We start from the raw sequence: 26,166 nt of genomic DNA, 5'->3' as shown, positions 1-26,166 counted from the left end.
TGTCTTTTAGCGCCAGGCGTTGAGCGGACGATTGAGCAGCGTTTCAAGTTTTTTAATGTCGTTCTTGAAATACCGATCGTTTAGTGCCGCAATCATCTCGGGGTCAGCGGCAGGTGCACGCTGACTCAGCGCATGGCGCAATTTGAGATTGGCGTTTCGAGAGATCACTTTGTTCTTCATTCGCTTAAGAACAGGTTGGCGCATAGCCCAGCTCACCAACGGAGAGCGAATCTGACGTGCGCTGTTCGATTGCTGCAGCGGTGGTGTGGCGTCATGCGGTAAATCGAGAAAGCTGCACAGACCTGTCCACACGTTTTCCCAGGCCGGGATGATGTCCTGCTCAAATACGTAGATCCGCATCATCGAATGGTCGAAATACTCGAGATAGCGGGAAATTTGCTCGTGATAGTACCCACGCGATATGTAGGAATAGCGCAGCATGGATTGCGTGCCCTGTTCCAAACGGCGCTCTTCGGCTTCCAGCGCGTCTGCAAAGCTCTTTTTCTCGTAGCCCTTTCGCAGATTCATAAGGTAATGCGAGTAGGCCCGTTTAGCCGGATTTCTGAGCAACACGATGAGTTTGACCTGTGAGCCGAGAGCCGCGTGAATGCTTGCGGCGGCGTGCGGCGCATATAGGTAACTCGGCGTTGCTTCTCCCCGGGTTGAGCCGGCAGGGGCTTCGCTAAAGATGCTGAAATAGCGCTCCAACTCTTGTGGGCTTAGATGCGTAGCGCCCGAATCAAAGGCGTGCAGCTCTTTTATTGATGGCATCCAGATGGATGGATGTGTGCAAAGCGCGTGGTGTGCTGAGGTCGTCCCAGCTTTCTGGGCGCCAATGATCAAGAAGTCGGGGCGATGTACATGCGATGGCACTTCTTTACATCCATTCAGCTTGTTGATGGTTGAACATCGTAGTCGATCAATTGAGTGTTTTCGATATTGATCAAGCCTCTGTGCCGGGCGTGTGGTCTTTATAGGAACCAAAAGGTTTAACTGACCGTGTAGTGTCACAGTTGTGATATATATTGACTTCCATCGCGCTATGTGATGGGCGTTTAAATTAGATTTCTCACACTTTGCATATGGTTGGGCAAACTCGCAAAGGGTAGAGAAACGTGCATGCCATTCTTTTTTGGGGGTTATTTTGATGAGACGTTTTTTTGGCAGCCTGACTGCCACTGGTTTGCTGTGCGTGGCAAGTTGGAATGCCCAGGCTCAACTTGGGGAGCTTGGCGATTTGCTGGAACCTGTTTCGGACGCGTTGCAGCCCGTAACCGCGGCCGTGCTCAATTCAGCAGAAGGTATTCTTCCGACCGGCTATTTCGAATCCTACAACGCGTATTGGGGCCAGCCACCGGTGGCGAATGCGCTTTCTCTTTCCGCTTTGCATTATGACGCGACACAGCGTGCCGTGGATGCAAGCAATGACTATGTGTCGATCAGCTACTTTCCGCAGTCCGATCTGCAGATCAGCAAGCTCGAAAAAATGGGGTTTGATCTGTTGCCGATGACGGCAGGAGCCTGTGTGAGCGGTAGTGTGCGCGCGGAAATACTGATCAACAGCAATGCCAGCGATCAGCCGCGCGTTCGGACCACGCTCAAGGCCGGTGTTGGTTGTGCCGCAGGTCGTTGGAATGCGGTTGATTTGGTCAACAAGAGTTGGGTGGATTGGTCGAGTACCGATGGCCAAGTGTTCGCAAAGCGGGGCGATGCGCACCGTTGGGCGAAACAGGAATTCGGTAGCGATTACAAAATCTGGGGTATCCGAATTCAGTTCTTGGGGTACAACGGCTTTGGGCCGGATGCATGGATCGACAATGTCCACGTCAATGCCTCCGTTTTACGTGAAGCGGTTGAGGATTTCGGCTTCTATGCAAACTTCGGAGAAGACGACGTCAGCAACTTGCTCAGCGCCGGCGCGGCCAGTGGTGGAACGGGTATCGGTTGGTTCCAATCAACCAAAAACGTACGCTGGAACCTGCCGGACCGGTTCTCTCCTGTAGGTGGGGAGGCGCTTCAGTATGCGCCACGTTCGCGCACGGGAGATCACACGGCCGATGCGATGTCGGTCAGTTACTACGTTCAGGATGCCCTCCAGGTCGCGGACCTCGATAACTTGTCCGCCTACTACTACCCCAGAAACGGGAACTGCGCAGGCCTTGGTACACCGTACTTTTGGGTGATCATGTCCAACAGCGCGGGAACACAGACCAGGGATGCTTTCGTCAAATGGACAGGCCAATGCAGCCAAGGTGTCTGGCGTGAACTCAACTACCTCGGTCGCAAAGCGGAATGGGCGCCCGGCCATATCATGTTTGACCGCGCTGTGAATGCGACCAGAGAAGACCTGCATGCCGCCGCCTTGGAAGATCTGGGGCCCGACTATCAGATTACGACCATCAGATTTGTGCAAGAGAGCCCGCAGGCTGAGGTCTGGGTGGATGGTATCCGTATTAACCATTTGAGCCTTAACGAGCGTTTGCAAGACTGGAGTCCTACATCACAAGTGCCCGCTGCCTTGGTCCAGTCTGATGGGTTTGTCAGCTTGATCGAGTTTCCAAAAGAACAATTGAGTGTCGATGGCACCGGTGCGGTGGTCCTTATCCCGGACGCCAATGGTCGTATCGTCGCCAATGTCACGCCGTATTTGGATGGGGACCGTGATTACAAGACAAACCAGTCGATTGACCAGGATCATGTCTACGAAACGGGTGGGGTGAGCCCGAATGATTTGATCCTGTCGTTCTACGATGTTTCGGGGCAGCAATCGTTTACGTTTACGAGCAACCCTGAATTACGGCCTCCGGTCGTGCTTGGCGACGGTGTGACCTATAAATTTGTTCTGGATCTGCCCGCGGGGTTTTCAGGCGGTTTGTACACGGTGGTGGCTACGCATATTGGCGACCATGGAAACAGCTATGACAATCGAGGCAGTTACTACTTCCTGGGTAAGGAGTTGTTGCTCAAGAATGGTGGGGCTGATGTGGCTCATATCGCCGATTTAATGGATACGCCAGAGCAATTCCTGCATGTCGACGACTCCAATATTCGTTTTTCGCCGGAGGATTTGCTCGGTTGCAAACCGTCACCCTCTGGCGATATCGCCGACCAGCAATCTGAAGTGTTCTGCTACCCCTATTACAACTCATTCCGTAGGGGTTACGAGGGGCCGCGGTCGCCGGTGGTTATCGTTCCGCGCTAAAGCAACCTGATCTTGAATCAAAGCCCGTGACTATGTCGCGGGCTTTTTTTTATGGTTTTGTTATTTCAGGCCGAGATTGCCGATGGATTCGACAATGCGTGATAGCGGGGTTTCGCTCTGATTTTCAGCGAGCAGATGTACTGCTGTCGTTCAAAGGGTGGCACCGGTTCCTGGTTGTCACTCAGCGCGTGGTCGTTGTTGTACACATACAAAATATCGTTGATGTAGCGCATGTGCTCGGGGCCAGCCAATTCCAGCAGCGGCAGCATGGTGGCCACGTCTGCCGCAGAGCAGAAGTAATCACCGTTGTCATCACGCAAGTCTTCATCCCGGACTTCGTCCCATAGGAATTTGCGGTAGGCGCGCAGATGGCTGGCACACCAGGGCCCATTTTGGTAGCGGTAAAGACCGAGACGCGATACGGATTCAGGTATTGGGCGCGCTTGCCCTCTGCTGGGGCGGCCGCGGAGACGATCGCGCAGGCGTCCTCGCAGCAATTTGTGGCTGCCATAGCTTAACCAGAGGTTTGGATCGGCGTAGTGCTCGGCTAAACGTTCCAATGCGAAGCTATCGGCCAGCCAATCGTCACCGTCAATAATGACGATGACATCGTTAGGGGCTCGTGCGGCGCGAGCACTGGCACGGACGATGTTCGCTAAGGCGCCATGCGGGGATTCGTTGCGCAGCACCGTGTAACGGGGGTCTTGGCCAGCCGTGGTGCGTGCGACGTCGAAGGTATTGTCGTGAGAAGCATCGTCAATTAACACGGCTCGCCAATGTGGGTAGCTTTGTTCGATGACCGATCCGACATTCTTGCTCACCCACCTTTCACAGTTGCGTGCAGCGCTGACAACGGCGAACTGAACCGGTGCTTGCTTCATGCGTTTTGATCCAATGCAATGGTTGTGGCGATCGCCCTGCCGGTGTGCGCCCAATCGAATCGGCTTGCAAAGGCGAAGCCTTTACGGCCCATTTCGGCCAGCCGTTTCGAATCGGCGAGGGCGTCTAGAATGTCTTGTGCCAGTTCATTGGTGTTGCTGCGCGCAGCAAAGCCGTGGTCTCCATGTGCGCTGAGTTCGGGGAATGCGTTGCGTGGTAGCCCCATGATCGGCACTTGGCAGCTGAGTGCTTCAAGGTAGACCAAGCCCCAAGGTTCGTAGTGCGCTGGCATAACGAATAAAGAGGCATTTTCGAACAAGGATTGCAGCTGCTCTTCGGTCAGCCAGCCGGTCGCTTCAACCCCTTCCATTTGCGCTATGCCAGGTATTTTTTGTCCACCCACAACTGTTAGCGTCAATCGGGGGTTTTGTCGTCGCGCGTGTGCAAACGCATCAAGCAATAAAGGGATGCCTTTGTCATCTGGGCGTACTTTGGCTACGGTCAGAATTCGACCATTCTGAAAATCTTTGGGGCCAGCATAGGGGGCGATGTTGCCTCGACCGGTGCCAACGACCGTGATTTTCGACTCAGCCAAGCCATAAGCGCTGATCAAGTTGTTCGCGACGTGCTGGCCAATCGCGAAGATATGCTTTGTGGCTTTGACAGCACGCTGTTCCAGTTGCCAGAAAATACGCTGCTGGCGTGCAGAAATTTCTCCGCGCCGCGACGACTGCCGGCGCCACAGATCGTACGTGGTGTCGATATACAGGTAGGCCGGCATACCAGATTGTGGGCGTGCGGGGAGATCGTAAGTGCCCAGATGCAAGGTGGCGGTGCACGCGGCGCTGCGTGCTTGGGCGTGTACGTTTTGCCATTGCACTCGGCGGCTCAGTGGGCCGTCGATGCTGGGATGGTTCTGTTGCAGTCGCCGGTCGGCTTTTCGGGCCAGTTTTTTGAGCAGTCGGCTTGTTGGCGGTGCGGCAGGAACGACATCAATCAAGGCGGTGTCGTTCATGGCCTCAAAAAGCGCGTGCGGCGTGCCTGACCAAGTGCGAGGGTCGTTGACCACGCCGGCTGAGCAAGTCATCAGAACCCTGGGGCGTGTGGTTGATGCGCGATTTGAATCAGGCATGTCAAATGACAAGGACATCGGCTGCCGCAGGCTGCAAAAGATTTAGAATACCCACCGGGTGGCTGATTGAGAACCGCAAGTTGGTCGTCAGTTGGAAGTGTGCTTGAGATCGGGGGATGATCTGGGGAAGCAAGCAATAACGGTGGTGGTCAATCAGTTTCCGGAGTTGTCGGAGACTTTTGTCGTCGATCAGGTCCGGGGGCTTAAAGCGCGTGGCTTCCGCGTCACAGTTCTGCGCCGGCGGCCTGGCGCTGCAGTGGATCAGCTGCAAGCCTTGGAAAGTGAGTTTAGTCCCACCAGTTGGCAACCGGTGCAGCCGCGCTGGCGTCGTTGGGTGCGCAACGCCATGGCACTTATGCGTATGCGACCAAAGCAGGCTTGGCAGCTCCTTGCTGATGATCTGCGCGGCGAACTGGTTCCGTTGATGGCTGCGATACAGCTCGGTGGCCACACTGACGTCTACCATGCCCACTTCGGGCCCCAGGGCGAATTGCTGGCCCGTTTGCGTTTGCTGGGATTGCTCAAGCAGCCCTTGGTTGTGTCATTGCATGGTTATGATTTGACGCGTGTTGCGGCCGGGTGCATGCCGAACTATCGCTATCTCAAAGGCGGGGCGGACCGGGTTATCGTGACCACCGGATTCATGCAGAGCAAGGCCGAGTCTATAGGGCTTGGGGCATCGCAGGTTCAACGCCTCCCGCTAGGTATTGAGCTTGAAGATTTCGTGTTTCAAACGCGGCATTGGATGCCCGGCCAGCCTCTGCATCTGCTGACGGTGGCGCGGCTGGTTCCGCAAAAAGCGTTGGACCGCGCCATTCTTGCGGTCGCTTCGCTGGTGCAGCAGGGCATCGAGGTGCGCTATCGCATCATCGGTGATGGACCGTGTCGTCGAAACCTGCTCAATTTGTGCCGCGAACAGGGCGTTGAGCACTGTGTTGAGTTTCTCGGGGGCGTGCCGCGAGAGGTGGTCAAACAGCAGTTGGCAGATAATCATCTTTTTTTATTTCCCTGTACCGTATCGGATCTGGGGGATGAAGAAGGGCAGGGCATCGTGTTGCTGGAAGCACAAGCCTGTGGTTTGCCGATACTGACGACGCAGCACGGCGGAATTCCCGAAACGGTGGCGAGTGGTTTATCGGCTTTCGTGGTGCGTGATGATCAAGATGCCGTCAATAAAGGGCTGGTGGCACTGCTTGATGCTCACGCGAAATGGCCAGAGATGGCCGCTCATGGGCGCGACCATGTGGCGCGAAATTTCACCGTGAACCAGCATCTTGATGGGTTGCAGTCAATCTATGCCGGGCTGGTCGCTATGAAACATGCCTATGAGCATTGATCCGCCCCCGCGCGTGAGCGTGGTATTGCCCACTCATAACCGACTGGCCCTGTTTCAACGAGCCTTGGCCAGCGTGTTGGCGCAAACCGTGTCTGATATCGAAGTTTTAGTTATCGACAACGCATGCACGGATGGTACCAGCGAGTATCTTGCGCAGATCGGTGATGCTCGGGTTAGAACCGTGCGTCTGGATACGTTCAGCGGAGTCTCTGAGGCGCGTAATGCGGCGATTGCCCTGGCCCGTGCAGAATTGCTGGCGTTTCAGGACGATGACGATATTTGGCTTCCGGACAAGCTGGACAAGCAGATCGCTTGTTTGGACGCCTCCGCTGATGATGTGGGGCTGTGCTTGGCGGGTTACATCCGTCTGGTGCCACAAGGATTGCGCAACTGCTTCCGCGACCAGGATTTCGCAGAAGTGGATTTCAGCCGAGTGCGTGGTTTGATTTCGATGGGCGCTATCGCGACGCCCGCTTGGTTGGTGCGCACGCAACTTGTGCGTGAGTTGGGCGGCTTCGACGTGCTGATGCCTGCTCGCAACGACTGGGAACTGGCGCTGCGTTTGAGTGATGTTTGCCGCTTTGTATACCTGCCCGAGCCGCTGTTTATCCAGGATCAGCGCCATGTCACAAGCATGGCTGGAAATGAGCAACGCGTGGTTGCCGGCGTGCGCCGTATTTTGGACAAACACGGCGCACGCTGGGCTGCACAGCCGTCCAGTTTGGCGTATTTTCATTACGTGATCGGGCGTTACGAATTAACCTGCGGCGACAAACAACGCGGATATGACGCGCTGCGAAAGGCCTTGCAAATCCGTCCTGGATTGTTGGCGGCGCGCTTGCTGTTGCTTGCATCCCGGGTCGGCGGCGAAAGCACTGTACGCCAGTTACGCCAGTGGCGGCAGGCCTTGAGGCGCCTGCACTGGTCGACAAAAACGCATCGAGGGTAAGGGTGAGTATTCAATCAAGCGAGCCGCTGGTTAGCGTTGTGATGCCGACCTACAATCGAGCGAACCTGATCGTGCGCGCGATCGAAAGTGTTCTCCACCAGGCTCATGAGAATATCGAGCTGCTGGTGGTGGACGATGCATCCAGTGACGACACAGCCCGTGTGATGTCACGCTATGCCAACAACACGCGGGTGAAGTACATACGGCGGGAGACCAATGGCGGCGCCGCGGCGACTCGTAACACGGGTTTGAGGGCGGCGGCGGGCGAATTCGTCGCGTTTCACGATGACGATGATGAGTGGCTGTACGATCGTCTGAGCTCGCAGCTCAAGTATTTCGCGGTCGATAAAAATCTGGCTCTGACTTCGTGCGCGATGGTGCGTTACAACAGCCACGACGATCAGTTCGTGTTTCCCCCGAAAGCCTTGTCTCTTGCTGCTGATGCGCGGTGCGCACTGGCCAGACATTTGTTTGCATTTACCCAAACCTGGCTGGCGCGGCGAGATTGCTTGGTCGCGCTCGGCGGATTTGATGAAACTCTGCGTGTGTGGGATGACTGGGACCTGATGTTCCGTGTGAGTCAGGCATATACCGTTGAATACACGCCGGAATTGGGTGTGATCTCTCACCCCAGCCCACAGGGTATCGGTGCGGATGTATCTCGGCGTGTTCACGATTTGCAGATTTTCGTGGACAAATTTCGCCCGCAGGGCGACAGTCACCTGATGTCAAACCTGCACTACATGCTGGGGCGTTTTCTGGCTACGCAAGGCGATTGGGTTGCGGCGTCGGCACAAGGATGCCGGGCCCTGAGGTGTGATCCCATGCGAGCACGGCATTGGGCATTGGTGGTCGGTGCACCACTGCTCAGCGCCTTGTTTCAGCGCCGTTGGCGCAAGCGCCAGTCTTGAGGCGGTCTGGTTGATGGGCACGCCGTCGCTTGGCCGTTTTTGGCATCGTGAGTATGCGGCTGGTGGTCCTCCACCGACTTGGGTTGTGGCCCAACCAATTGCCGGTGTCATTGCCTGGGCAGCGGTTCGCGTGGGTGTTAGTGCGAGCCAGGTTACGCTTGCCGCCTTGACCCTGGCTTTGGCCGGCGCGGGGGTTCTCGCGCTGGGTGAAGCCGGCGTTGTGGCACAGTTCATTGCATGGTTGTTGCTCACCTTTGCCTACCTTCTTGATTGCGCAGATGGTCAGGTTGCTCGCGCCACTCAAACGGCCAGCGAGCGTGGTGGCTGGCTGGATGTCTACTGCGACTACGCGGTGATTGGCATCGTGCCGTTCGCGGTGCTGTGGTACCACGTTGAAGCGGGAGCCGATCCGAAGCAGATTTTGCTTTTGATTGCTGGCGCGCTGGTCATGGTCGTGGGGCGTAGCCAGGATTTGTTCACCGCATCGATGTTTCGCAAAGCCGCGAAGGAACGCTTTCGCACAGCGGGTGTGCTGCATCTTGTGCGTCGCTCGGCGGTTTCACTCACGGATACCCTGACGGTGTCCTTGCTGGTCTGCGTGTTGCGTGAAAATACGACACTGCTAAGTGTGGCTTTGTTTGGATTGGGCGCTTTGGGAATGGCGCACAGCGCGTATATCGCAATGCGTAGGTTTGACGGTGCTCAATAGTCTAGGGCCGGCCCGGGGGCAGGAAGAGGCGAGCCATCCGGTCATGGGTCGCCAGCGCTTGTGGGGCGGTACGACCAGTGAGTGGGTCATCTTGATGCCCAGTTTGCTGATGGTTTTTGGCCCTCCGGTTTGGCGGGCATATGGCTCTCGTGGCCTCGGGGCCAGCGCCGCAGGCAGGGTTGATGTCTTCGTGTTGCTGCAGCTTCTCGTCTACGGCCTGGCTGCCGCAGTTGTGGTCATGCATGTTCTGAAATGGCGTGATCAGCGTTTGATGCCACGTCAAATCGCCCCTTGGGTGCTTGGTTTGTTGTCGATTCCCACACTGATGTGGATGTCGGCGATCAACGCACCATCGGCATTTTTGACCATCGTGATGTCGTCACTGTTTGCGATTGGTCTCGGTTCAGCGATTTTCGTTGGTTTGTGCATCGGCACCGACAAGCTGCGCCTGGAATTTGTGTTGACCGCTTTTTTTAAAGTGAATCTGATCCTCATCCTGTTGGTGCTGGTAGCGAACATCGTTTCACCAGAAACGGTGAATGTTTACAGTCAGGGGCGTTGGCGGGTCAAAGGCAACGATATCGGCAATATGTCGCTCGCGGGCGCAGTGACCTTCGTATATGCGGCTTATCACTTCATGCGCACGGGGCGCGTCTTGTGGTCAGGTGTGCTGGTTTTCTTTGCGGCAATCGCATTGAGTCTGCCTGATGTGCGAATCGGTTACGCCGCAGCTGCACTGGGTGTGGGGGCCATGCTGCTCTTTTCGCTGCGTATGCGTGGAGGCGTTGCTGAGCCTCAGGTGGCGGGCTACAGAACCAATCTGCTGGGGCCTGCGGCTGTGTTGCTACCTGTTTTGGGCGTCCTGATCGCGGCCTTTTTCTATGACGATATCTATTCTGCGTTGACGCGCGACAAGCCAGAGGCCTTGTCAACGTTAAGTGGCAGAACGCTGATCTGGGATTGGATTTCGGACAATGCTGAGGTCTTTGTTGGGCATGGCTTTGTTGCTGGGTTTCGTCATGACTTTCAGGGAATGTCGATCGGCGAATATCGTGGGCTCATGCTGGAAAGCCTCAATCCCAGCAAAATCGGGAGTGCGCACAGCGCATTCTTCGAATTGGTCTACGGATTGGGTTGGCTGGGTGCAATCTGGGTTGCGGGCATTGTGATGGCAACCCTGTTCACACGTTTGTCCACCTTGAAGCTTTCAGACAGGTTTGATCATTTGATGGTCAGGGTCATTGCCATGGTGATGGTGACCTATTGTCTTACCCAATCGACCTTTCTTTTGCCGCCGAGTCACGAGTTCGGCTGTTTGATGTACGCGATTGCGATAGCGTTGGGAGTGAGGTGGCGGCAATGGAATCGGGTGCGGTGAGCGAAAATTTGCTGCCAAATGCTTTGATCATCGGGGCTGAAAAGGCCGGCACGTCCTCGCTGTTCTACTACTTGTCTCAGCACCCACAGATTGTTGGCAGCTACTTCAAGGAAACGTATTTGCTGTCCCAGCATGACCGGCCTGCAGACTCTTGGGCTGCTCAGGCCAACCGTGAGCGATGCTTACGAGGGCTAGCGGATTATTCTCGGATGTTTGCAGCCCAGGCGGAGGCCCCCATTCGTCTGGAAGCCTGCCCAGCGTATCTCTATGACTATGAACACGTGATCGCCAGTCTCAAACGCGTGCTTGGCAACGATGTTCATAAAGTTCGTATCGTTGTTCTGCTGCGAGATCCGGTGAAGCGTATAGGTTCGAGTTACCGTATGAAGCAGAGAAACGGAACCGAGAATTTGTCTCTTGAAGCTGCGTTGGATGCGCAGGTGGTGGCAAAACGCCGGCAGGCAAATTGGCACTTCAGCTTCGATTACGTGGGCGTCAGCACCTATGCGCCAGCGTTGCGTGCGTACCAAGAAGTTTTCGATTCGGTCGAGGTTTTCCCGTACGACTTGCTGACCGCCGATGCTGGTGAGATTTGCAACCAGCTGTGCGAGCGCTGGGGGCTGGTACCTTGGCGTTTCAATACGTCAACAAAATTCAATGTCTCTGGACGCCCCAAGTCGCGCGTGCATGGTCTGCTTGCGCGTTTGCTGTATCAGCCCAACATGTTGAAAAAATGGGTAAAGGCGGCCGTGCCTGCGGCCGGCTTCAGGAAGCGGTTGAAAGCCGCGCTGGGCACCCAATTGCTCGAGCCTGTCGATGATACTTCGCGTGATGCTCATGTGGAGTTGCCAGCGTCGGTCGTACAAGTTTTGCGAGACGACCTTGACGAACTTCGAGAACGGATTGAATTCGATTGCTCAGCATGGGCACATTCCTTGGATGAGGCCCAGTCTTGAGTACTCCATGCGCTTATGGGGTTGAGTCAAGATGAGCGCTCAGCATAGATGGCGCCAGCGCGTAAGTCAGCGCTGGCCAGGTCTGAAACGGGCATACAAACGGGTTGTGCATCGGCGTGAGCATCGACACCTGCAGGGCTATGCCCCACAGGTCAGTGAACAGCCCGGCGCGTTCGTATTTTGTGCCCACAAAGCGGCCTCGACGTATTTGTCCAGGGCGGTTCGCTACCTGGTTGAGGATCCGGCTCGCTGCATGGATTTGGAGGGCTATCTGTGGAATGTGCAAGGAACCCCGGTTGCGCCGTATCTGAGGCGACATGCACCTGCGATTTTCCATCCACAAAAGGGCTACGTGTACTGCCCGATACGGTCCGAGCTGCCGGATGAGGTGTTGCTCGGTCAGGCTGGCCTGGTCTGCGTCCGCGATCCGCGAGATGTGCTGGTCTCGCACTACCATTCGATCAGCCGAAGTCATATTGCGCCGGCGGCGTCCGGGGCGCGCGCGCGATTTTTTGCAGCTCGTGAGCGTGCGTTGGCGTTAGGATTGGATGCTTACGCGCTCGACTATCTGAACACAGTTGAGGATACCTTTGCCGGTTTTGCACGTATGGTGCAGCAGCACGGTTTTCGGGTATTGCAGTACGAGCGCATGCTCAGTGATTTTGACACTTGGGCGAGCTCACTCAGCGAGGTCCTGGATATTCCCCTGACCCAGCAACGGCGAGATGGTTTGTGGGCATTATCCGGATTGGGGCAGGCAGCGCAGGGCGAGGGTAGCCACATCCGTAACCGGAATCCTGGACAGTTTCTGGGCCTGAAACCTCAGACGTTGGAGCAGGTCAACCAGCGGTTGAGCAAGATCATCCCGGCCTTGGGATATTCGCTATAAGGCCTTGGGTGGCTTACGCGTCTCCTCTATAAGGCGCTTCACCGTGGAGTAGTGCCCTTGGGCCGCGAAACTGCTGACGCAGCATTTCGTAGACATAGCGGCTGTTGTTGAGCAGATAGCGTCGCCACAAACGCTGCGGATCTTGGAGCAACCGATGGAGCCACTGCAATCCCCAGCGCCCCATCCAGGCCGGTGGCGGAGTGAGCAGATTGGCGTAGTAGTCGAACGCGGCACCAACCGCAATGCATGGGGCTGGAATCAGGTCTCTGTGCTCGTACAGCCAGATGTCTTGCCGGGGCGTGCCCAGACCGACAAAGACCAGACGTGCGCCGCTGTCGCGGATGGTTTGTGCAATGTGGGCTTGCTCGGCAGCTGAGATTCTTTCGTAGCGCCCGGCGTGCATGCCCGCGATCTTGAGCGCAGGGTGACGTTCCGCGAGCTGCACGAGCATGCCTTCAAGAGCTGGTGGGTTGCCACCGTAAAAGTAGCAGGGCAGGCCCAACTGTTCCGCATGACTGATGAGATCGCTCATCAGTTTGGGGCCGTAAACACGTTGCTGTAGCCGGACTCTGTAGAAGTGGTTAAGCGCCCAGCGTACCGGCTGTCCGTCACAAACTTTCAGCGAAAGTGCGTTCAGTCGTTTCTGGTGGTCTGGATTGTTGATAGCCGCCACCAGGCTGTAACTGGCCAGACATGCAACGCTTAGATACTGTTGTTGCTGAGCGCTGTCTAGAACGGCCTGAATGGCTTGCTCGGGCTCGCAGGCGTGAACGTTCACGCCGAGCAGATTGTGCGCCGGGATTGCGTTCTTCAAGACAGCAACTCCTGATAGAGCGCGGTGAGTGCCCGTGCGTTTTGTCTTGGTTCGTGGAGCTGGTCAACACTGCTTGGGGCATGGTCGCCCCAGCGCTCCAAGGTCGGGTTGGTTGGTTGAAACAACTCAAGCAGAGTGGGGCCCCACTGATCTGGGTTGAGCTGCAAGCGCAAACCGTTGAGTTGCGGTTTGACCATGTCATCAGGGCCACTGCCAGCAAACGTTACAACTCCCACGCCATGGCTTAAAGCTTCGAGCACTGAGAGGCCGAAGGTTTCCCGCCAAAGAGAGGGCATCAGCAACAGGCGCGCTTGGCTCAACATGTTCATAGTGTCGGTGCGTGCCAACTGCCCATGCAGACGCACCCGCTGCGCCAGCTGCGGGTCTGTGTTGAGCAACTGGTGGAGCTGCGGCTCTAACGGGCCCGAGCCGACGACATCTAAACAGGGCGCCTGCGCCCCCATGCTCTGCCAAGCTTTCAGCAAGGCGAGAACGCCTTTTTCCTCATCAAGTCGTCCAATGAATATGGCATCACGCGTGCGCTCGTGCCAGGGCAAAGGTGTGCGCGTTGGTGGCGGCCGGAAATTGGGCTTGATGCGCATGCGCTGCGTCGCTATGCCGGCCTGGCACAAGGTTGCATATTGAGCCTGTGATAAGGCCAGGAAGCGATCTATGAATTGGCTCTGGCGTCGCAGGCTTGCCACAAAGGCGGCTGCCACCAAGGACGCGATAAAGCTCTTGCGGTAGCAGCGAAAGCGCACCCCCCAAGTGAGCTGCCCGGCCTGGCAGCGGTAGCACGGCGAATGTTCACGAAACGCCGTGGCGTTGCTGCAAAACCAGCGATAGTTGTGCAGGGTCATAACCACTTTGGCGCCTGCGGCGTGAGCCTGCGGCAGTATGCTGGGGCTGATGTTTGGAAAGAGATTGTGGACGTGCACGATGTCGGGCTTGAGCGTCCTGACATGGCGTTTAAAGCGTCGCGCAACCAGCGGATTCCAGGGCGCGAGCATAGCGCTCAAATATTGCGAAATGGTGCTGTGCTGGTCGGCTTGAATGATGAACTCTGAGACCTCCACACCCTGCTCGGCGAGCACCTGTCGTTCCATCTCAACGACCCGGTTTTCACCGCTGGGGTTGCTGCGGCGATAGCCGCTGTGAACCAGCATGACGCGCAGCTTGCGAGGTGAGTGCATTAGTCGCGGATCTTTTCGATCGTCGCGGTGGTGGATATGCCAGGTGTGCGGGGCAGGTATACGACCTCGCACAGATCCCGCAACGCATCAAATTTTCCCGCCCAATCGTCGCCAATCACGAAAACCGCGGCGCTATGTTCGAGAATGTAGTCACGCTTACGCTCCAGCGACTCTTCCACGAACACGTCGTCAACCATGCGCAAGGCTTTGATTAAGCGCATGCGCTCATGCAGTGGGTAAATGGGCGTGCGCTGCTTCTTCTCCGCCGATAGCTCATCGGTTGAAACGCCAACAACCAGACGGTCGCCCAGTGCGAGGGCCCGTTCTAGGATGCGTAAATGGCCCACGTGCAACACGTCGAAAGTTCCGAACGTAATGACAGTTTTCATGGAAACAGCACGGCTTAATAATCCTTGAGCTTAGCGTGCTTGGTTGCGGCAAACCAGCGCCAAGCAGCCCGCCGGTTGAGCGATGCTGCTAGTGGTTGGAAGGCGGCGAAAACGCGTATGATGCTGACACAACCCGCGTCTATGCAGCATGCTGTGAATCAGTGGTGCTGCCCTTGGGGCAGGAGGTAGCGGGGGCTGGAGACAAGGATGACATCTCGGGGTAATCGATGACGAGTCGGCCGTTGCGGTTGAATCGTATCTGGTCGCCATGGACGCCTTTAGTGGTGCTGGTGGACGGTGTCGTTGTGTGGAGCAGCGGCATGCTAACGCTGTGGGTCCTGGCAACGTTTTTCGGGCGAACGGGCGTGTGGCCACCGCCCGAGTCGTGGCGCGTGCTGATTTGGACCATGGCGTTCGCCTATCCGGTGACGATGCAGTTCTTGGGCTTTTATCGCCCGGTGCTTGAGCCTTTGATGTGGCCACAGATTCGTCGCCGCATGAGTGCCTGGGTGATCTCAGTGGTTCTGCTGCTGGTTATGTTGTTCGTAACCAAGAGTGGGGCTGAATTCTCGCGTTTGTGGGTCGGCAGCTGGTTTGTCAGTGTCGGGCTGCTGCTCATGCTGGAAGCATGGGTTATGCATCGTGTACGCCATGCGCGGCATCAGCGAGGTCAAGGTGTTCGGCGCATTTTGCTGGCCGGAAGCGGCTCTTTGGCCGCTCACGCATCCAAAGCTTTGCAGGTTAACCCCTGGGCTGGCTTGCGTGTCATCGGTTATCTCTGTGAGGGAGACCGTTCGTCGATGCCGGAGGATGTGCCATGTCTGGGCAGTCTTGATGATGTTGAGAGCGTGATTTCGACCCGAGAAGACATTGATGAAGTATGGCTGGCCTTGCCGGTGACCCGCGAAAGCCAAATTCACAATGTACTGAGGACCATGCGTGAGCATTTGGTAGACGTGCGCATGGTTCCGGATATTTTCATGTATGACCTGGTCAATCGCGATGTCGATGAAGTACTTGGTCTGCCTGTCATCGGGTTGACCACCAGTCCTCACCGTGGGCTGGACTTGGCGCTCAAGCGTTTGATGGACATTGTTGGTTCCATACTGGCGCTGTTGGCTTTCGCGCCGATCATGTTGGTGTGTGCGCTTGCGGTTTATCTCAGCTCTCCAGGCGGCATGCTGTTTCGACAGCAACGCCACGGCCTGGATGGAAAGGCGTTTAGCGCCTTGAAATTTCGCACGATGTATGTGGGCGGTGACGACGGTCCAAAGTACCGCCAAGCCACACGCGATGACCCACGGATCACACCGGTTGGTCGGGTGTTACGACGTTACAGTTTGGATGAGCTCCCACAACTATTTAATGTGCTGATGGGCGACATGTCCCTGGTTGGCCCCCGGCCTCACCCGGTCAATATGAACATTACTTATTGGGATGATATTGATCGCTATGCGCTGCGCCACAGGGTTAAGCCCGGTATCACCGGGTGGGCTCAGGTGCATGGGTTGCGCGGTGAAACCAGTGATGTGCGGATGCTTGAGAAGCGCATTGAATACGACCTGTTCTATATCGATAACTGGTCACTGACGCTGGATATCAAGATCCTGTTTCATACCGCGTTTGTGATTTGGTTTCAGCCAACGGCCTATTGACCGCGTGCTGCCACGTCCCTGTAGGCGCGTCGCTAGCGCCAACAGCGTGACGAAATATGCCACGTACGCGGGGATGCGAAAGTTGAACTCAACGGTGGCGTGGAGCAGGCCGGCGGCGATGACGGCCAGCACAGCGGCACCGCTTGCGCGTCGCCAGCTGCGTCGTTCGCGCAGTGCCGCAGCGGCTCGCAGTGCGTGATAGAGCAGCAGTACGCCGAGCAGCACAAGTCCCGGAATTCCGACTTCAATCCAGAATTCGTAATAGTCGTTATGTGCGTGGCGGAAGCTGCGCTCAAAGCCCTCGGGGCGGACGGATTCCTGAAGGATAGGGTAGCTGCCCAGGCCCGCTCCGATGTGCCCGAAGCGGTTGATCAGCTGATGTGACATATCGTTCGCCACAAAGCGCACCTCGGACTCATAGTCCGTCTGCTCGATGCGCTCCATCACCCGTTCCAAGCCATACCGCTCGCTGACCAGCAGCACATCTGCGACAGCAATCGACACAAAGAGCAACAAACCTTTGCCGAAGCTGGCCGCGCGCCGGGTGCTGAGCAACCAGGCCAAGGCGTACACGGTGACCGCCAGTGCGAGGGCCGCATTGCCCATTCGGGATTGTGAGAGAACGACACCGACCACAATCACGAGCAGAAGGACTCGAAACAACACCAGTTCGCTGGTGAGCAGGTCTAACAATGCGCGTAGCCGTGCTCGCATGCTGCCTGCACTATTGGGATCGTTTTTGCGTCCCAGAATCAGTCCCAAGCCAGCGCAGAAGCCTAAACATAGGAATGCGGCAAAATGATTGCGATTGGCGAATGTTCCTGTCGCGACCCCTTGATGCGCATTGGCCGGGTCGAGCAATGGGTGTCCTATTCCGGCCAAGAGATGCAGAGCGCCATAGACCGCCTCTAGAGCGGCAGCGAGTGTGATAACGCTGAGTACCCGACGCACGCTGGTTTGGTCGTGGGCGATGCTGAGCGTCGTCAGGTAGACGATAGCGTAAGTCACACTCAGCACGACCAGCTCGAGGCCACGTGCCGGCACCAATGACAGCGAATAATGCGCTTGTCCGCCTGCCTGCGCGACCGCTTGGTGGTAGGCAAACGCTTGAGGCGATAGCCGAGCCAGCAGGTCAGGTGGTAGCGGAATAAGCTGGAATACAAGCCACCCGAGCCAAGCAGCCCAGAGAATAATGCCCATCGTTGGTAACGCTGGGCGCTTGGTGTTGGTGCTGCCCAGTGACGACAAGATCAAGCTGAGCGCACAAAACACCAGCAGGATCATTGGGGGGGCATCGGCATTGCCGCCGCGATAGATCGGTGTAATCAGCAGTCCGGCGTAAAACATCCATGATGCGAGGCGTGTGCTCATGGTGTCGCAAAGCCCGCCTGCTGGCACCACTTGCGGACGTCCGCATTGGCGTTGGCACTGTGGCATGCGGCTTCATACGCAGGCAGTCGAACGCACCAGTCTTTGAGTTCATCATGAACGCGGGGGATTGAGCACAACGGTTTCGCGACACCGCTGCGGTTGGCGTGGTAACCCAGCAAGCGTGGGTGGCTTAACGCTAATGTGAGGTGCGCGTTCCACGATTGGCGCGTTGCCTCTGATGCGCTGGACCAGTTGTATGCAGCGATCACGGACTGTTCAATCGCGTTCTCAATCGATTGCGGGTACAGCGCAAGACTGCGCGCAACGGCCTGTTCCAGCGCGTCGCCTTGATGCCGGTAGCGTTGCAAATCAACGGCATAACGACTCCAGTAGCGCCCGTTGGCGGGGTTCAACGCCAGACGTGCCAAGTGTGCGTCACGCATGGCTTCAAAACTTTCACCCCGTCTGAGCGCGACGCGTGTGTCCAGCGCGTCTTGACCTAAGGCGAGTGCGACCGGGACTGAGGCGCCGAGTTGACGAGCATGTTCTGCGTCTTGTCGATACCAGTCCAGCAGGTTCTGATGAAACACGTGCCCAAGAATCTGCACCAGGGCCAACCCAAGAGCAACGAGCCCAAGACCGAACTGGATGCTGGAGAAGCCGCCCTGAGAGTCCTGTTTGCGTCTAGTATCGGTAGCCGTAGTAGCCATAGTAAGAGCCACCACGCTTCAGGGAAATGCTGTTAAGGACGAAGCCCAGAACCGGTGCTTTGACCACGTTGAGCTGGCGCAAGGCACTTTGCAAGGCACTTTTGTGCGTGCGATGAGAGCGCGCAACCAGCAGAAACGCATCGGCATGCGAAGACAGGTGTAACACGTCGCTGGAGGCCCCCAGAGGCGGGGTGTCAATGACCACATAGCGGTAATCAGCGCGCGCTTTGTCAAGCAGCTGCACAAAACCATCCGAGTCGAGCAGCATAGCAGGGTTCGCCGGGACCGCGCCTGCCGGCAGGATGTCCACTCCCGAAACCTCATCATGGACCACAGCGTCCTCAAACGAGCACATTTGATTGAGCACGTGCGTCAGGCCTTGACGGTCACGGTTACGCTTGTGTCCGAACTGCTCGGAAATGCGTGAACGGCGCATATCCGTGTCGATAATCAGCGTGCGGTCATTGGTTGCGAACGCTGCAGCAAGTGCCGACGATAGTGTGGTCTTACCTTCACCCGGCTCGGTGGAGGTGACTACGATGCACTGCAGTTTGCCGCCAAATCCCCCCAGAGCAACGGCCGTTTTCAGGCTGCGCACGCTCTCGGCGAAAGGAGTCTTGGCATCAGCTGCAAAATAATGCGCCGCTTTGTCGAGCTTTTTCGCGGGTTGAATGGCCGGCACCACACCAACCACGGGGTGATGACCAAAGGCTTCCAGGTCTTCAACCGTTTCAATGCGGGTGTTCAGCAGTTCTTTAAGCAATACAGCCAGAACGGTGAAAATCAGCCCGAAGCCGCCGGCGATCAGCGCGATCTTGGCCGTTTCTGGTTTGTGCTTCTTGGTTGGCGGATAGGCTGGGTCCGCGATACGTGCATTGACCTCGGCGCTAGAACTGTTGTTCTGGACCTCTTTAAAGCGCGAAAGAAACAAGTCGTAGAGCTGCTGATTGCTGGTTACTTCGCGCTGCAGTTGCCCGATCTCGAACTGCTTGCGATCCAGCTCTTTGAGCCGCTGGCGAACGGAGGCCACCTGGTTCGCTAACTGTTGTTGATTACGTCGCGCGATGTTGTATTGCGATTCGATACTGCGCGCTTTGATCTGTAACTGGGCCAAGTACGACTGACGTGCTGTTTCCAGGCTGGCACGTGCTTCGGCCATGCTGGGGTGGCGAGCGCCGTAACGTTTTTCCAGTGTTTGCAGACGGTTTTGCTCGGTGAGAAAACGCTCGGTGACATCGTTGACCACGGGGTCGAGCAGCAAAGCGCTGATACGCGTCAGCGCATCTGGATCATCGCCGGCGTTGCGAATTTCGCGGAAGGTGCTTTCCAGCGACGTGGTTTCGCGTTGAGCTTCGCGCAAACGTTCGCTGAGGTCGCGAAGTTCCTCTTCGAGCAAGCCCCGTGAGCCGCCGACATTCACGATGTCTGCGCTGTCACGGAATGACTGCAGTTGGCCTTCGGCATCACGCAGGGAGCCAGAGATTGTGCCCAGCTTTTCGGTCAGCCACGTGGTGGCTTTACGGTAAATCTCCAGCCGGGCCTCAAGCAGCTCTTCGATATAGAGATCAGCCAGCGCATTGGCCGCATCGGCCGCGAGCTTCGGATCGCGTGAATCAAAGTGCACCTGAAAAAGTGTTGATGAGGTCGCCAGCTCAACTGAAATGGCTTCTTGTACGCGTGCCAGCACCCGTTCGCGAATAGCATCGCTGGTTTCCGCGTCCAATGGCGGTGGTGGGGGCATAAACGGCAGCATGCCGAGCCACGTCTTCAGCGTGTAAGCAAGGTTAGGACCGCGCTCAGAGAACTCTTCAACATTCTCCAGTTCGAGCCTGTCAATCAACCGGATCGCCAGCTTGCGTGATTTGAGTATCAGCGATTGGGTCACGTAGTACTGGTAGCTGCCGTACCCCGGATCATAGACCTCATTAATTTCCGAGACGGTATTGACGGGTTTGGGGTCCAGTTGCAGCCACGCAGTGGCACGAAAAATCGGGGTTTGGCTGAGTGCCAGATACAGCCCGATTAATGCGAAAGCCAGCGGGACACAAATCAAACCGACCAGATTCTGACGAATCAGCGAAACCACATCGGAAACGCTGATCAGGTTTGAGGTGGTGGAGAGTGAGTGGCCAACCTGTCCGGAGGCGTGCGCGGGTGAGTTCAGAACAAGCGCTCCTCAATAGTGACGATGTCGCCCGGGTAAACGAAGGTGTCCGGAGTTGCTCGGAACCGCTGATCTGGCCCCGATGCGTTGCGCTGTATGTAATATTTCTCCGCTGCAAACCGGGTCAGGCCACCGGCTACGGTCGCGGCTTGCTGTGCGGTCAAGCCAGGCGTAAAGGGATATTCGCCCGGCGATTTGACTTCACCACCGACAAAAATCGGCTTATACGCCACAACCGTGGCGCGAACGTCCGGAGATACCAGAAAGCCTTGGGCTAGCCCTTTTTTGATGCTGCGTTCCAAATCGGCAGTGGTGGTGCCCGATACCGGTACGCGGCCAAGCAACGGATAGTTGATTTTTCCATCTGATTCGATGGTGAAGTCGCCGCTCAGGTCTGATTCCTGAAAAACCTTGATCTGAACGCGATCTCCAATGTTGAGTCGATAGACCGCAGCCTGGAAGGACGATGAGGGCGCAGCTTGAGAAGTTGCGGTTTGCGAGGGCGGTGGCGGCGTGCCGGCGCATCCTGCGAGCAAGGCGACGCAAGAGGCCAGCGCCGCAAGCAGCGACGTGGTTTTAAAGGGCATCAATTCAATTTGGCTTCCAAGCCAATCATTGCTGAGTTGGTTTCGAATTGTTCGCTGACGTTAACCGCATCACGATCAAGATAACGTGACGACACGTAGATATTCAGGCCACGGTCCAATTGATAGGCAAGGCGTCCAGTCACGCTGACAACATCATGTTTCTCTGTGGCGCCCACAAAGTCGCGTTCGGAATAGGCGAGCACGAGAGCGGTGCTCCACCGATAAGACCAAACTTCCGACCACTGCAGACGAAAGGTTTGCGCATCAATGTAAACCGCGTCGAACCGGTAAGTGGGCGTATACTCGCGAGACCCGGCTAGGCTCAAGGTTGTGCGCTTGGTCGGGCTCCAGGTAATCGATGCGTCGTAGTAACTCGAATCGATATCGCGTACCGCTGAGCTGTCCGGCATCCACTTCCCTTGACCGATTCGAATGTCGCCGGATGTTTTGGCGGTTGCTGCCCAGCGGACACCAATCAGGCCTACAGCGGCATCGCCAGAACGATCAATAGTGCCGGCTTGCACTTGGTCATATTCCAATTCCAGGAATGTACCCTGGGCCAGGACGGACAGCTTGGGACTGAAGTGGTAGAGCAAAGTCGCCGAGGCAGAGTTGAATTGACGATCAAGGAACTGAGTGCTGGTCTCGTTGGTTTGATACTCACGCATCAGTGATGCGTACTCCAGTTCAAACCCGAGATGCGAAGACTCGGCTTGTCCGCCAACCAGGGCCACGGAGCCTGTGTATTGCGACCACTCGTCCAAGGTCTGATTCTGTGACGGCTGGCCTTCGGTGCGGGCCGTGCCGAACGGGTCATGCCCGTACTCGGCTATCCCGGTGAAACCGAGCACCAGGTTTCGAGGCAGCTTGAAGTTAATGGCGGCAGAACCCAGACCGTCCGAGTAGTTGTCTTCGTTGCCGTAATTGTAGGCCGCGAACTCACCTTTGGCGGTCAGGCCAATCGTGGTTGTGGCGGAGTCGCGTGTGTACTCGACGGTCGGGCTGAGAATGGCGCCTGTGACAGCACGTTCGTTGCTCGACTCGTAATAAAAGTTGTCTGAGTAAGTGCCTTCCAGCCCCAGTTTGATTTCAATGTTACTGGCGCCCTGAGCCGAGGCGCCGGAGATATGGGCCACCCCAACCGCACACGCAGCGGCGGTACATTTCGCCCATGCGAGAGCTTGCGAGCGAGACGCTCTTTCCAGTGACATGGTGATAATTCTCCTAAGACGTCAATGAGCGTTACGACGGGCTTACAGGTGGGTCGGGCGACGGTGACGGGTCAGGTGGGTCGCTGGGTGTCGGCGTTGGGCTTGCTGTCGGTTGCGGTGAAGCTGTTGGCGTTGCGCTAGGCGTAGCCGTGGGTGAGGCGCTGGGTGTCACAGTGGGTGACGGTGTTGCTGTAGCCGTTGCGGTAGGTGTCGCGCTGGGAGTCGGTGTCGGTGTGGCCACCGGAGTTGGCGAAGGCGACACCGGAATACCTGGCGGTGTGGCCGTGGGGCCACCGATGGGTTGGTCCGGGTCAGGAATACCGGTGCCCGGGACACGGATATCGATGTTGACGTCAATGTCGACGCCGGGCGGGATCGTACCGCCAGTGGTGGGCGGCGCTGACGAATTTGGGATGAAAACGATATCGCCGGGTTCCAGCAGGTGGGTGCCAGAGCTGTTTGAGAACAGCACAATGCCACCGGCGACATTGATGTAGGTGCCAATGTCAGCGCCAGAGACTTCTGCGCCTCCTGGCAGGCTTTCATTCAAAACGAATACGCTGAACTCGCCCTGCATGGCGTTGATCATGCCGCTGGGAGTATTGATCACGAAGTTGGCTGGATTGACACTGCCTATCGCCCCGGAAATGACACTTATCCCGCCCTGAATGAGGTCGATAACAAGTTGTCCAAAACCGGTGTCGCTGCCACTTGGCACATAGTTGAACTCACTAATGCGCAAGATGCTGCCGCTTTTCATTCGGAAGAGGGCTCCGTCGTTTAGGCGCAGTGCTTTGCCTGAGAGCTCTCCGGTGGTCAGCGTATCGCCGACTTGAACAGCCATGCCAGCAACGCTGTTCATGAGCCGGTCACCCCGTTCAGTGGTCGCGGACCCTGACACGTCTTGAATCTGGCCGATCTCTGCCAATGCTGTGGTGCTGAAAGCCAGCATGGCCAAAGCCAGCAGTGTGGGCTTGGTCGATTTCCGCATGGCGCCTCTCCTGTTCGCCGTGTTGCTTTAGGCCTTTGGCCCAGCAACAGTAGTACTTCGCCAGCGCTAGCTATTCCCCCTGTGGATGGCGAGCGCACCTTGTGCGCCGGTAGTCCTCATCCTCAAGATTTTGTCGGACTTTTCGCACAAGTATTCTAAGTATAGACACAATCAATGGCTTGCGGCTATTCGCTCAAAACATAGCTTTCCAGCACGCGTGATCCGGCGATCTGCTCGGGGGTGAACGGGTAGTCCACCCATTGTTTGGCGGAATAGGCCTGGGTCATGTCGTTGTAGTAGGGCGAGGCGGGGTCGGTTGATTGCGAGTAGGTGACGAAGCCTTGGGCATTTGGTGCGCCACTTTGCAAATCCCAGGTCACAGCCTGGATGTAGCTGTTGCCGTAGGTCACCGGATAACCGGAGTCGCCGAGCGCGCCTGACGAGGCAATCGTGAATGAACCTTCAAAACCTTCGCCCCCGAATATCGGGATCTGGCCGTTGACGCCGGAGCGTTGTATGTCGCCCATCGGTGCATCAAGTGCAAACGATGAGTTTGTGACGCTGGCTACCGCGTCAGCGAAAGCCGTTTCAACGAAGGGGTCGAGCACATTGAGCGTGCGCGGCGTATTGACCGGATCATTGGCACTAAACGGCGTGAGCCACTTAAGACTGATCAGGTCCACCGGCAAGGGGATATCGGAGTTGCGCCAGAATTCGCGCCAGATGTGGCCGCCGACCGAGTCCAGATTGTTCTTACGATCCCAATTGGCCAGGACGTCACATGCCGCGCTGATGTTGACCAGCCCGCTGGTGCCCAGGGCAAAGCCTAGCGGGCAGTACGTTGCAAGTACGGCATCCAGGCCCAGCTCGGCGGTATACACCTGAGAGTCGAGCACCACATCCTTGAGCAGGTCAAAGGTAAAACCGGGAGTGTCATCCAGTCCGTCGCTGCCATCCAGCCTGCGTTGGACCTGCAGCATGCACAGGCGTGTCCGCATTGAGCGGGCGCTGCCTTCATCACCAATGATCGCCGCGTAGCCTGTGATGGGTTCTTCGGGGTTGCTCAACCAGTAAGAATCGTTGCAGTTGTGAACCCAGTCGTTGCGCTGGAGCTTGGGCAAATTGGCCGCGCCGAATATGCCCGGGACGGGGGCGTCGTCGTCGTTGTCCCACTCACACGCTGAGCGTGAACCCTGCAGGATGGGCAAACCCGGCATGAGCAGGCCGAGTGCGGTTTGCAGAGGTTGCGCGCCGCAGCTTGTGACCTTGCTGTCCGGCACGTTGGGAACCACGGTGACGTCGCCGTAGTACACGCCCTGGCCCGGGCCAGTCGCCACAGTATTGACCCAGGGTACGCCGAGCACTGAGGCATGCAGGTCGATGAACTCATCCAGGCTCTTGGCGCGGTTCCAGCGGAAGAACTGGTTCATCAGGCGGTAGTTCTCAGCGTTGGCGTCGCGCAGGGTATAGGCCTTGAGCGGGGTCCATTCCAGGATCGGTAGTCCCGAGACCTGCATTTCCAGCATCGGGCCGTAGTGCGAGCTGTACAGCGTGCGGGTTTCGCTGCTCAGACTGCCATCGTCTTCAAGAATCTCGACGCTGATCTCGCTGGCCTGCATGTCGCGAAGTTCGCCATCGTAGAAATATTGTGTCGGATTGAGCGGGTTCAGATCGAGCTCGTAAAAGCTGAAGCGATAAGCCGTCGAGACCGTATGGCTCCAGGCAAAATGTTCGTTGAAGCCGATCAATGCGGCGGGTACGCCATACAGGCCGGCACCCATGATGTTGGTCTCGGGCAGGATGCCGTGTGCCAGATACAGACGCTCGGTGCCCTGCCACGGGAAGTGCGGGTTCCCGAACAGCATGGATGAACCATCCTGGGTCGCTTCCGGCCCGAGCGCATACATATTCGAGCCAATGGGTAAGCCGCCGGCCAACGGCACATCGGCCGGGTCAAGCTGGCCAATCTGTTCTGCGCTGGCCGGCACCAGCGGCAGGTTGTTCAGTCCCGGTGGGGCTGCCGTGGCGATTTCGCTGACAAATACAGATGAGGACGCTAGCACCGCCAGGCGATAGAAACGCCGGAACATGTCATCTTCGCTAATCGGTCCTATCCATTCGGCATCCCGGCAACTCGCGTGGCGCCCCGGATGTTGGCCTGCACGCAATTCGCGTACGTAGCGGTTGTAGCCTGCGACGAAACCTCGGGTGGCCTGCAAGGCTTCCGGGTCTGATTCAGCGCGAATGGTGGCGACGATCTCCGGGGTGGCCACCAGCGACCAGAAGAAATCGGATTCGACATTGCTGCTGGTATTGCCGTTGGCCGGAATCGTGTAGGTGCCGTCGCGGCCCAGGTAACGCGCACGTTGGCCACGAATGGTCAGCAGGTCCTCGGCCAGGACGCACAGGTTGTCCTCGGCATGAACATAGCCGTAGCCGTAGCCGTAACTGGCAAAGTTATCCGCGGTGATGTGTGGAATGCCGTATTCGGTGCGCTTGATGCTGGCGTGGTAAGCGCCGCTGCTGGCGCTGTCATCACGACCACCGTTGCAGGCGCTCAGGCCGAGGGTAAATACAGCAGAAATGGCCAGCACTCGGCCGGCGTGTGACGTCCTTGACATGTTCTCCTCGCGTCCGACTCTGTGTGGTCGGTCTTGTGCGTACTTTAATGCGCCGCAGCCCGGTGGGCTGCGACGTGTGCAGCAGCGCGTCAGGCCTGAATCCGCCCGGCGCGCGTTGG

General features: G+C 57.1%; 22 protein-coding genes. 9 read left to right on the top strand and 13 right to left on the bottom strand.

The window, feature by feature from the left end; genetic code table 11:
• Positions 1–6 precede the first annotated feature (6 nt).
• Entirely contained in the window at positions 7–873 is an 867-nt protein-coding gene (locus ATO7_RS04710; protein WP_240499419.1) for a sulfotransferase domain-containing protein, read from the bottom strand.
• 274 nt (positions 874–1,147) lie between these two features.
• Between ATO7_RS04710 and ATO7_RS04705 the strand changes: the two genes are divergently transcribed.
• On the top strand, positions 1,148–3,202 hold the full coding sequence (locus ATO7_RS04705) for a hypothetical protein (RefSeq protein WP_146680147.1): 2,055 nt from the start codon (positions 1,148–1,150) through the stop codon (positions 3,200–3,202).
• Between the two features lie 65 nt (positions 3,203–3,267).
• Here ATO7_RS04705 and ATO7_RS04700 read toward each other — a convergent pair whose 3' ends face one another.
• Both ATO7_RS04700 and ATO7_RS04695 read right to left on the bottom strand, forming a co-directional pair.
• On the bottom strand, positions 3,268–4,083 hold the full coding sequence (locus ATO7_RS04700; RefSeq protein WP_083559984.1) for a glycosyltransferase family 2 protein: 816 nt from the start codon (positions 4,081–4,083) through the stop codon (positions 3,268–3,270).
• Positions 4,080–5,096, bottom strand: a complete 1,017-nt coding sequence (locus ATO7_RS04695) for a glycosyltransferase family 4 protein (RefSeq protein ID WP_158523044.1) — start codon at positions 5,094–5,096, stop codon at positions 4,080–4,082. The genes ATO7_RS04700 and ATO7_RS04695 overlap by 4 nt, the downstream gene beginning before the upstream one ends.
• 214 nt (positions 5,097–5,310) lie before the next feature.
• Here ATO7_RS04695 and ATO7_RS04690 point away from each other — a divergent pair, with 214 nt between their 5' ends.
• From ATO7_RS04690 to ATO7_RS04660, 7 genes are all read left to right on the top strand, one after another.
• Positions 5,311–6,549: a glycosyltransferase gene (locus ATO7_RS04690; RefSeq protein ID WP_330395391.1), complete on the top strand. Its 1,239-nt coding sequence runs from the start codon at positions 5,311–5,313 to the stop codon at positions 6,547–6,549.
• Positions 6,539–7,498, top strand: a complete 960-nt coding sequence (locus ATO7_RS04685; RefSeq protein WP_158523042.1) for a glycosyltransferase family 2 protein — start codon at positions 6,539–6,541, stop codon at positions 7,496–7,498. The genes ATO7_RS04690 and ATO7_RS04685 overlap by 11 nt, the downstream gene beginning before the upstream one ends.
• Before the next feature lie 2 nt (positions 7,499–7,500).
• Positions 7,501–8,409 (top strand): glycosyltransferase family 2 protein, encoded by a 909-nt coding sequence (locus tag ATO7_RS04680; protein ID WP_083559975.1) that lies wholly within the window; start codon positions 7,501–7,503, stop codon positions 8,407–8,409.
• 85 nt (positions 8,410–8,494) lie between these two features.
• A complete protein-coding gene (locus tag ATO7_RS04675; RefSeq protein ID WP_158523041.1) occupies positions 8,495–9,118 on the top strand; it encodes a CDP-alcohol phosphatidyltransferase family protein in 624 nt (207 codons plus the stop codon).
• Positions 9,102–10,496, top strand: a complete 1,395-nt coding sequence (locus ATO7_RS04670) for a hypothetical protein (RefSeq protein ID WP_206044788.1) — start codon at positions 9,102–9,104, stop codon at positions 10,494–10,496. Before ATO7_RS04675 ends, ATO7_RS04670 begins: the two co-directional genes overlap by 17 nt.
• Positions 10,493–11,452, top strand: coding sequence for a sulfotransferase family protein (locus tag ATO7_RS04665; RefSeq protein ID WP_146680145.1), 960 nt, complete (start codon positions 10,493–10,495; stop codon positions 11,450–11,452). Before ATO7_RS04670 ends, ATO7_RS04665 begins: the two co-directional genes overlap by 4 nt.
• A 31-nt stretch (positions 11,453–11,483) precedes the next feature.
• Positions 11,484–12,341: a sulfotransferase domain-containing protein gene (locus ATO7_RS04660; RefSeq protein WP_083559968.1), complete on the top strand. Its 858-nt coding sequence runs from the start codon at positions 11,484–11,486 to the stop codon at positions 12,339–12,341.
• Between the two features lie 13 nt (positions 12,342–12,354).
• Here the strand turns inward: ATO7_RS04660 and ATO7_RS04655 are convergent, their stop codons facing one another.
• From ATO7_RS04655 to ATO7_RS04645, 3 genes are read right to left on the bottom strand one after another with little or no spacing between them, the layout of a single operon-like run.
• Positions 12,355–13,155 (bottom strand): WecB/TagA/CpsF family glycosyltransferase, encoded by an 801-nt coding sequence (locus ATO7_RS04655; protein ID WP_083559966.1) that lies wholly within the window; start codon positions 13,153–13,155, stop codon positions 12,355–12,357.
• Positions 13,152–14,348 (bottom strand): glycosyltransferase family 4 protein, encoded by a 1,197-nt coding sequence (locus ATO7_RS04650; protein ID WP_083559964.1) that lies wholly within the window; start codon positions 14,346–14,348, stop codon positions 13,152–13,154. Before ATO7_RS04650 ends, ATO7_RS04655 begins: the two co-directional genes overlap by 4 nt.
• Positions 14,348–14,737 (bottom strand): adenylyltransferase/cytidyltransferase family protein, encoded by a 390-nt coding sequence (locus tag ATO7_RS04645; RefSeq protein ID WP_083559961.1) that lies wholly within the window; start codon positions 14,735–14,737, stop codon positions 14,348–14,350. Before ATO7_RS04645 ends, ATO7_RS04650 begins: the two co-directional genes overlap by 1 nt.
• Positions 14,738–14,964: 227 nt before the next feature.
• Between ATO7_RS04645 and ATO7_RS04640 the strand changes: the two genes are divergently transcribed.
• Positions 14,965–16,392, top strand: a complete 1,428-nt coding sequence (locus tag ATO7_RS04640) for an undecaprenyl-phosphate glucose phosphotransferase (RefSeq protein ID WP_083559959.1) — start codon at positions 14,965–14,967, stop codon at positions 16,390–16,392.
• Here ATO7_RS04640 and ATO7_RS04635 read toward each other — a convergent pair.
• The 7 genes from ATO7_RS04635 to ATO7_RS04605 form a co-directional block, all read right to left on the bottom strand.
• Positions 16,321–17,763, bottom strand: coding sequence for an O-antigen ligase family protein (locus ATO7_RS04635; protein WP_158523039.1), 1,443 nt, complete (start codon positions 17,761–17,763; stop codon positions 16,321–16,323). The two genes, ATO7_RS04640 and ATO7_RS04635, sit on opposite strands and share 72 nt — an antisense overlap.
• Positions 17,760–18,380, bottom strand: a complete 621-nt coding sequence (locus ATO7_RS04630; protein WP_083559955.1) for a hypothetical protein — start codon at positions 18,378–18,380, stop codon at positions 17,760–17,762. Before ATO7_RS04630 ends, ATO7_RS04635 begins: the two co-directional genes overlap by 4 nt.
• Before the next feature lie 67 nt (positions 18,381–18,447).
• On the bottom strand, positions 18,448–20,574 hold the full coding sequence (locus ATO7_RS04625) for a GumC family protein (RefSeq protein ID WP_276206676.1): 2,127 nt from the start codon (positions 20,572–20,574) through the stop codon (positions 18,448–18,450).
• Positions 20,575–20,633: 59 nt separating this feature from the next.
• Entirely contained in the window at positions 20,634–21,224 is a 591-nt protein-coding gene (locus ATO7_RS04620; RefSeq protein WP_083559951.1) for a polysaccharide biosynthesis/export family protein, read from the bottom strand.
• Positions 21,224–22,435, bottom strand: a complete 1,212-nt coding sequence (locus ATO7_RS04615) for an outer membrane beta-barrel protein (RefSeq protein ID WP_083559949.1) — start codon at positions 22,433–22,435, stop codon at positions 21,224–21,226. The genes ATO7_RS04620 and ATO7_RS04615 overlap by 1 nt, the downstream gene beginning before the upstream one ends.
• Before the next feature lie 31 nt (positions 22,436–22,466).
• Entirely contained in the window at positions 22,467–23,426 is a 960-nt protein-coding gene (locus ATO7_RS16730; RefSeq protein WP_146680144.1) for a FecR family protein, read from the bottom strand.
• A 185-nt stretch (positions 23,427–23,611) separates the two neighbouring features.
• Entirely contained in the window at positions 23,612–26,047 is a 2,436-nt protein-coding gene (locus ATO7_RS04605) for a penicillin acylase family protein (protein WP_083559947.1), read from the bottom strand.
• Positions 26,048–26,166 lie beyond the last annotated feature (119 nt).

It is taken from the genome of Oceanococcus atlanticus (assembly GCF_002088235.1).
GTDB classification, from domain to species: domain Bacteria; phylum Pseudomonadota; class Gammaproteobacteria; order Nevskiales; family Oceanococcaceae; genus Oceanococcus; species Oceanococcus atlanticus.
This window is presented reverse-complemented; position numbering and strand designations above follow the sequence as displayed.

What these genes read in the sequence shown, in the direction of transcription:
- ATO7_RS04705 (WP_146680147.1), top strand. Translation starts at nt 1,148, where the DNA reads ATGAGACGTTTTTTTGGCAGCCTGACTGCCACTGGTTTGCTGTGCGTG.
- ATO7_RS04700 (WP_083559984.1), bottom strand. Translation starts at nt 4,083, where the DNA reads ATGAAGCAAGCACCGGTTCAGTTCGCCGTTGTCAGCGCTGCACGCAAC.
- ATO7_RS04695 (WP_158523044.1), bottom strand. Translation starts at nt 5,096, where the DNA reads ATGAACGACACCGCCTTGATTGATGTCGTTCCTGCCGCACCGCCAACA.
- ATO7_RS04685 (WP_158523042.1), top strand. Translation starts at nt 6,539, where the DNA reads ATGAGCATTGATCCGCCCCCGCGCGTGAGCGTGGTATTGCCCACTCAT.
- ATO7_RS04660 (WP_083559968.1), top strand. Translation starts at nt 11,484, where the DNA reads ATGAGCGCTCAGCATAGATGGCGCCAGCGCGTAAGTCAGCGCTGGCCA.
- ATO7_RS04650 (WP_083559964.1), bottom strand. Translation starts at nt 14,348, where the DNA reads ATGCACTCACCTCGCAAGCTGCGCGTCATGCTGGTTCACAGCGGCTAT.
- ATO7_RS04645 (WP_083559961.1), bottom strand. Translation starts at nt 14,737, where the DNA reads ATGAAAACTGTCATTACGTTCGGAACTTTCGACGTGTTGCACGTGGGC.
- ATO7_RS04640 (WP_083559959.1), top strand. Translation starts at nt 14,965, where the DNA reads ATGACGAGTCGGCCGTTGCGGTTGAATCGTATCTGGTCGCCATGGACG.
- ATO7_RS04635 (WP_158523039.1), bottom strand. Translation starts at nt 17,763, where the DNA reads ATGAGCACACGCCTCGCATCATGGATGTTTTACGCCGGACTGCTGATT.
- ATO7_RS04620 (WP_083559951.1), bottom strand. Translation starts at nt 21,224, where the DNA reads ATGCCCTTTAAAACCACGTCGCTGCTTGCGGCGCTGGCCTCTTGCGTC.
- ATO7_RS04615 (WP_083559949.1), bottom strand. Translation starts at nt 22,435, where the DNA reads ATGTCACTGGAAAGAGCGTCTCGCTCGCAAGCTCTCGCATGGGCGAAA.
- ATO7_RS16730 (WP_146680144.1), bottom strand. Translation starts at nt 23,426, where the DNA reads ATGCGGAAATCGACCAAGCCCACACTGCTGGCTTTGGCCATGCTGGCT.
- ATO7_RS04605 (WP_083559947.1), bottom strand. Translation starts at nt 26,047, where the DNA reads ATGTCAAGGACGTCACACGCCGGCCGAGTGCTGGCCATTTCTGCTGTA.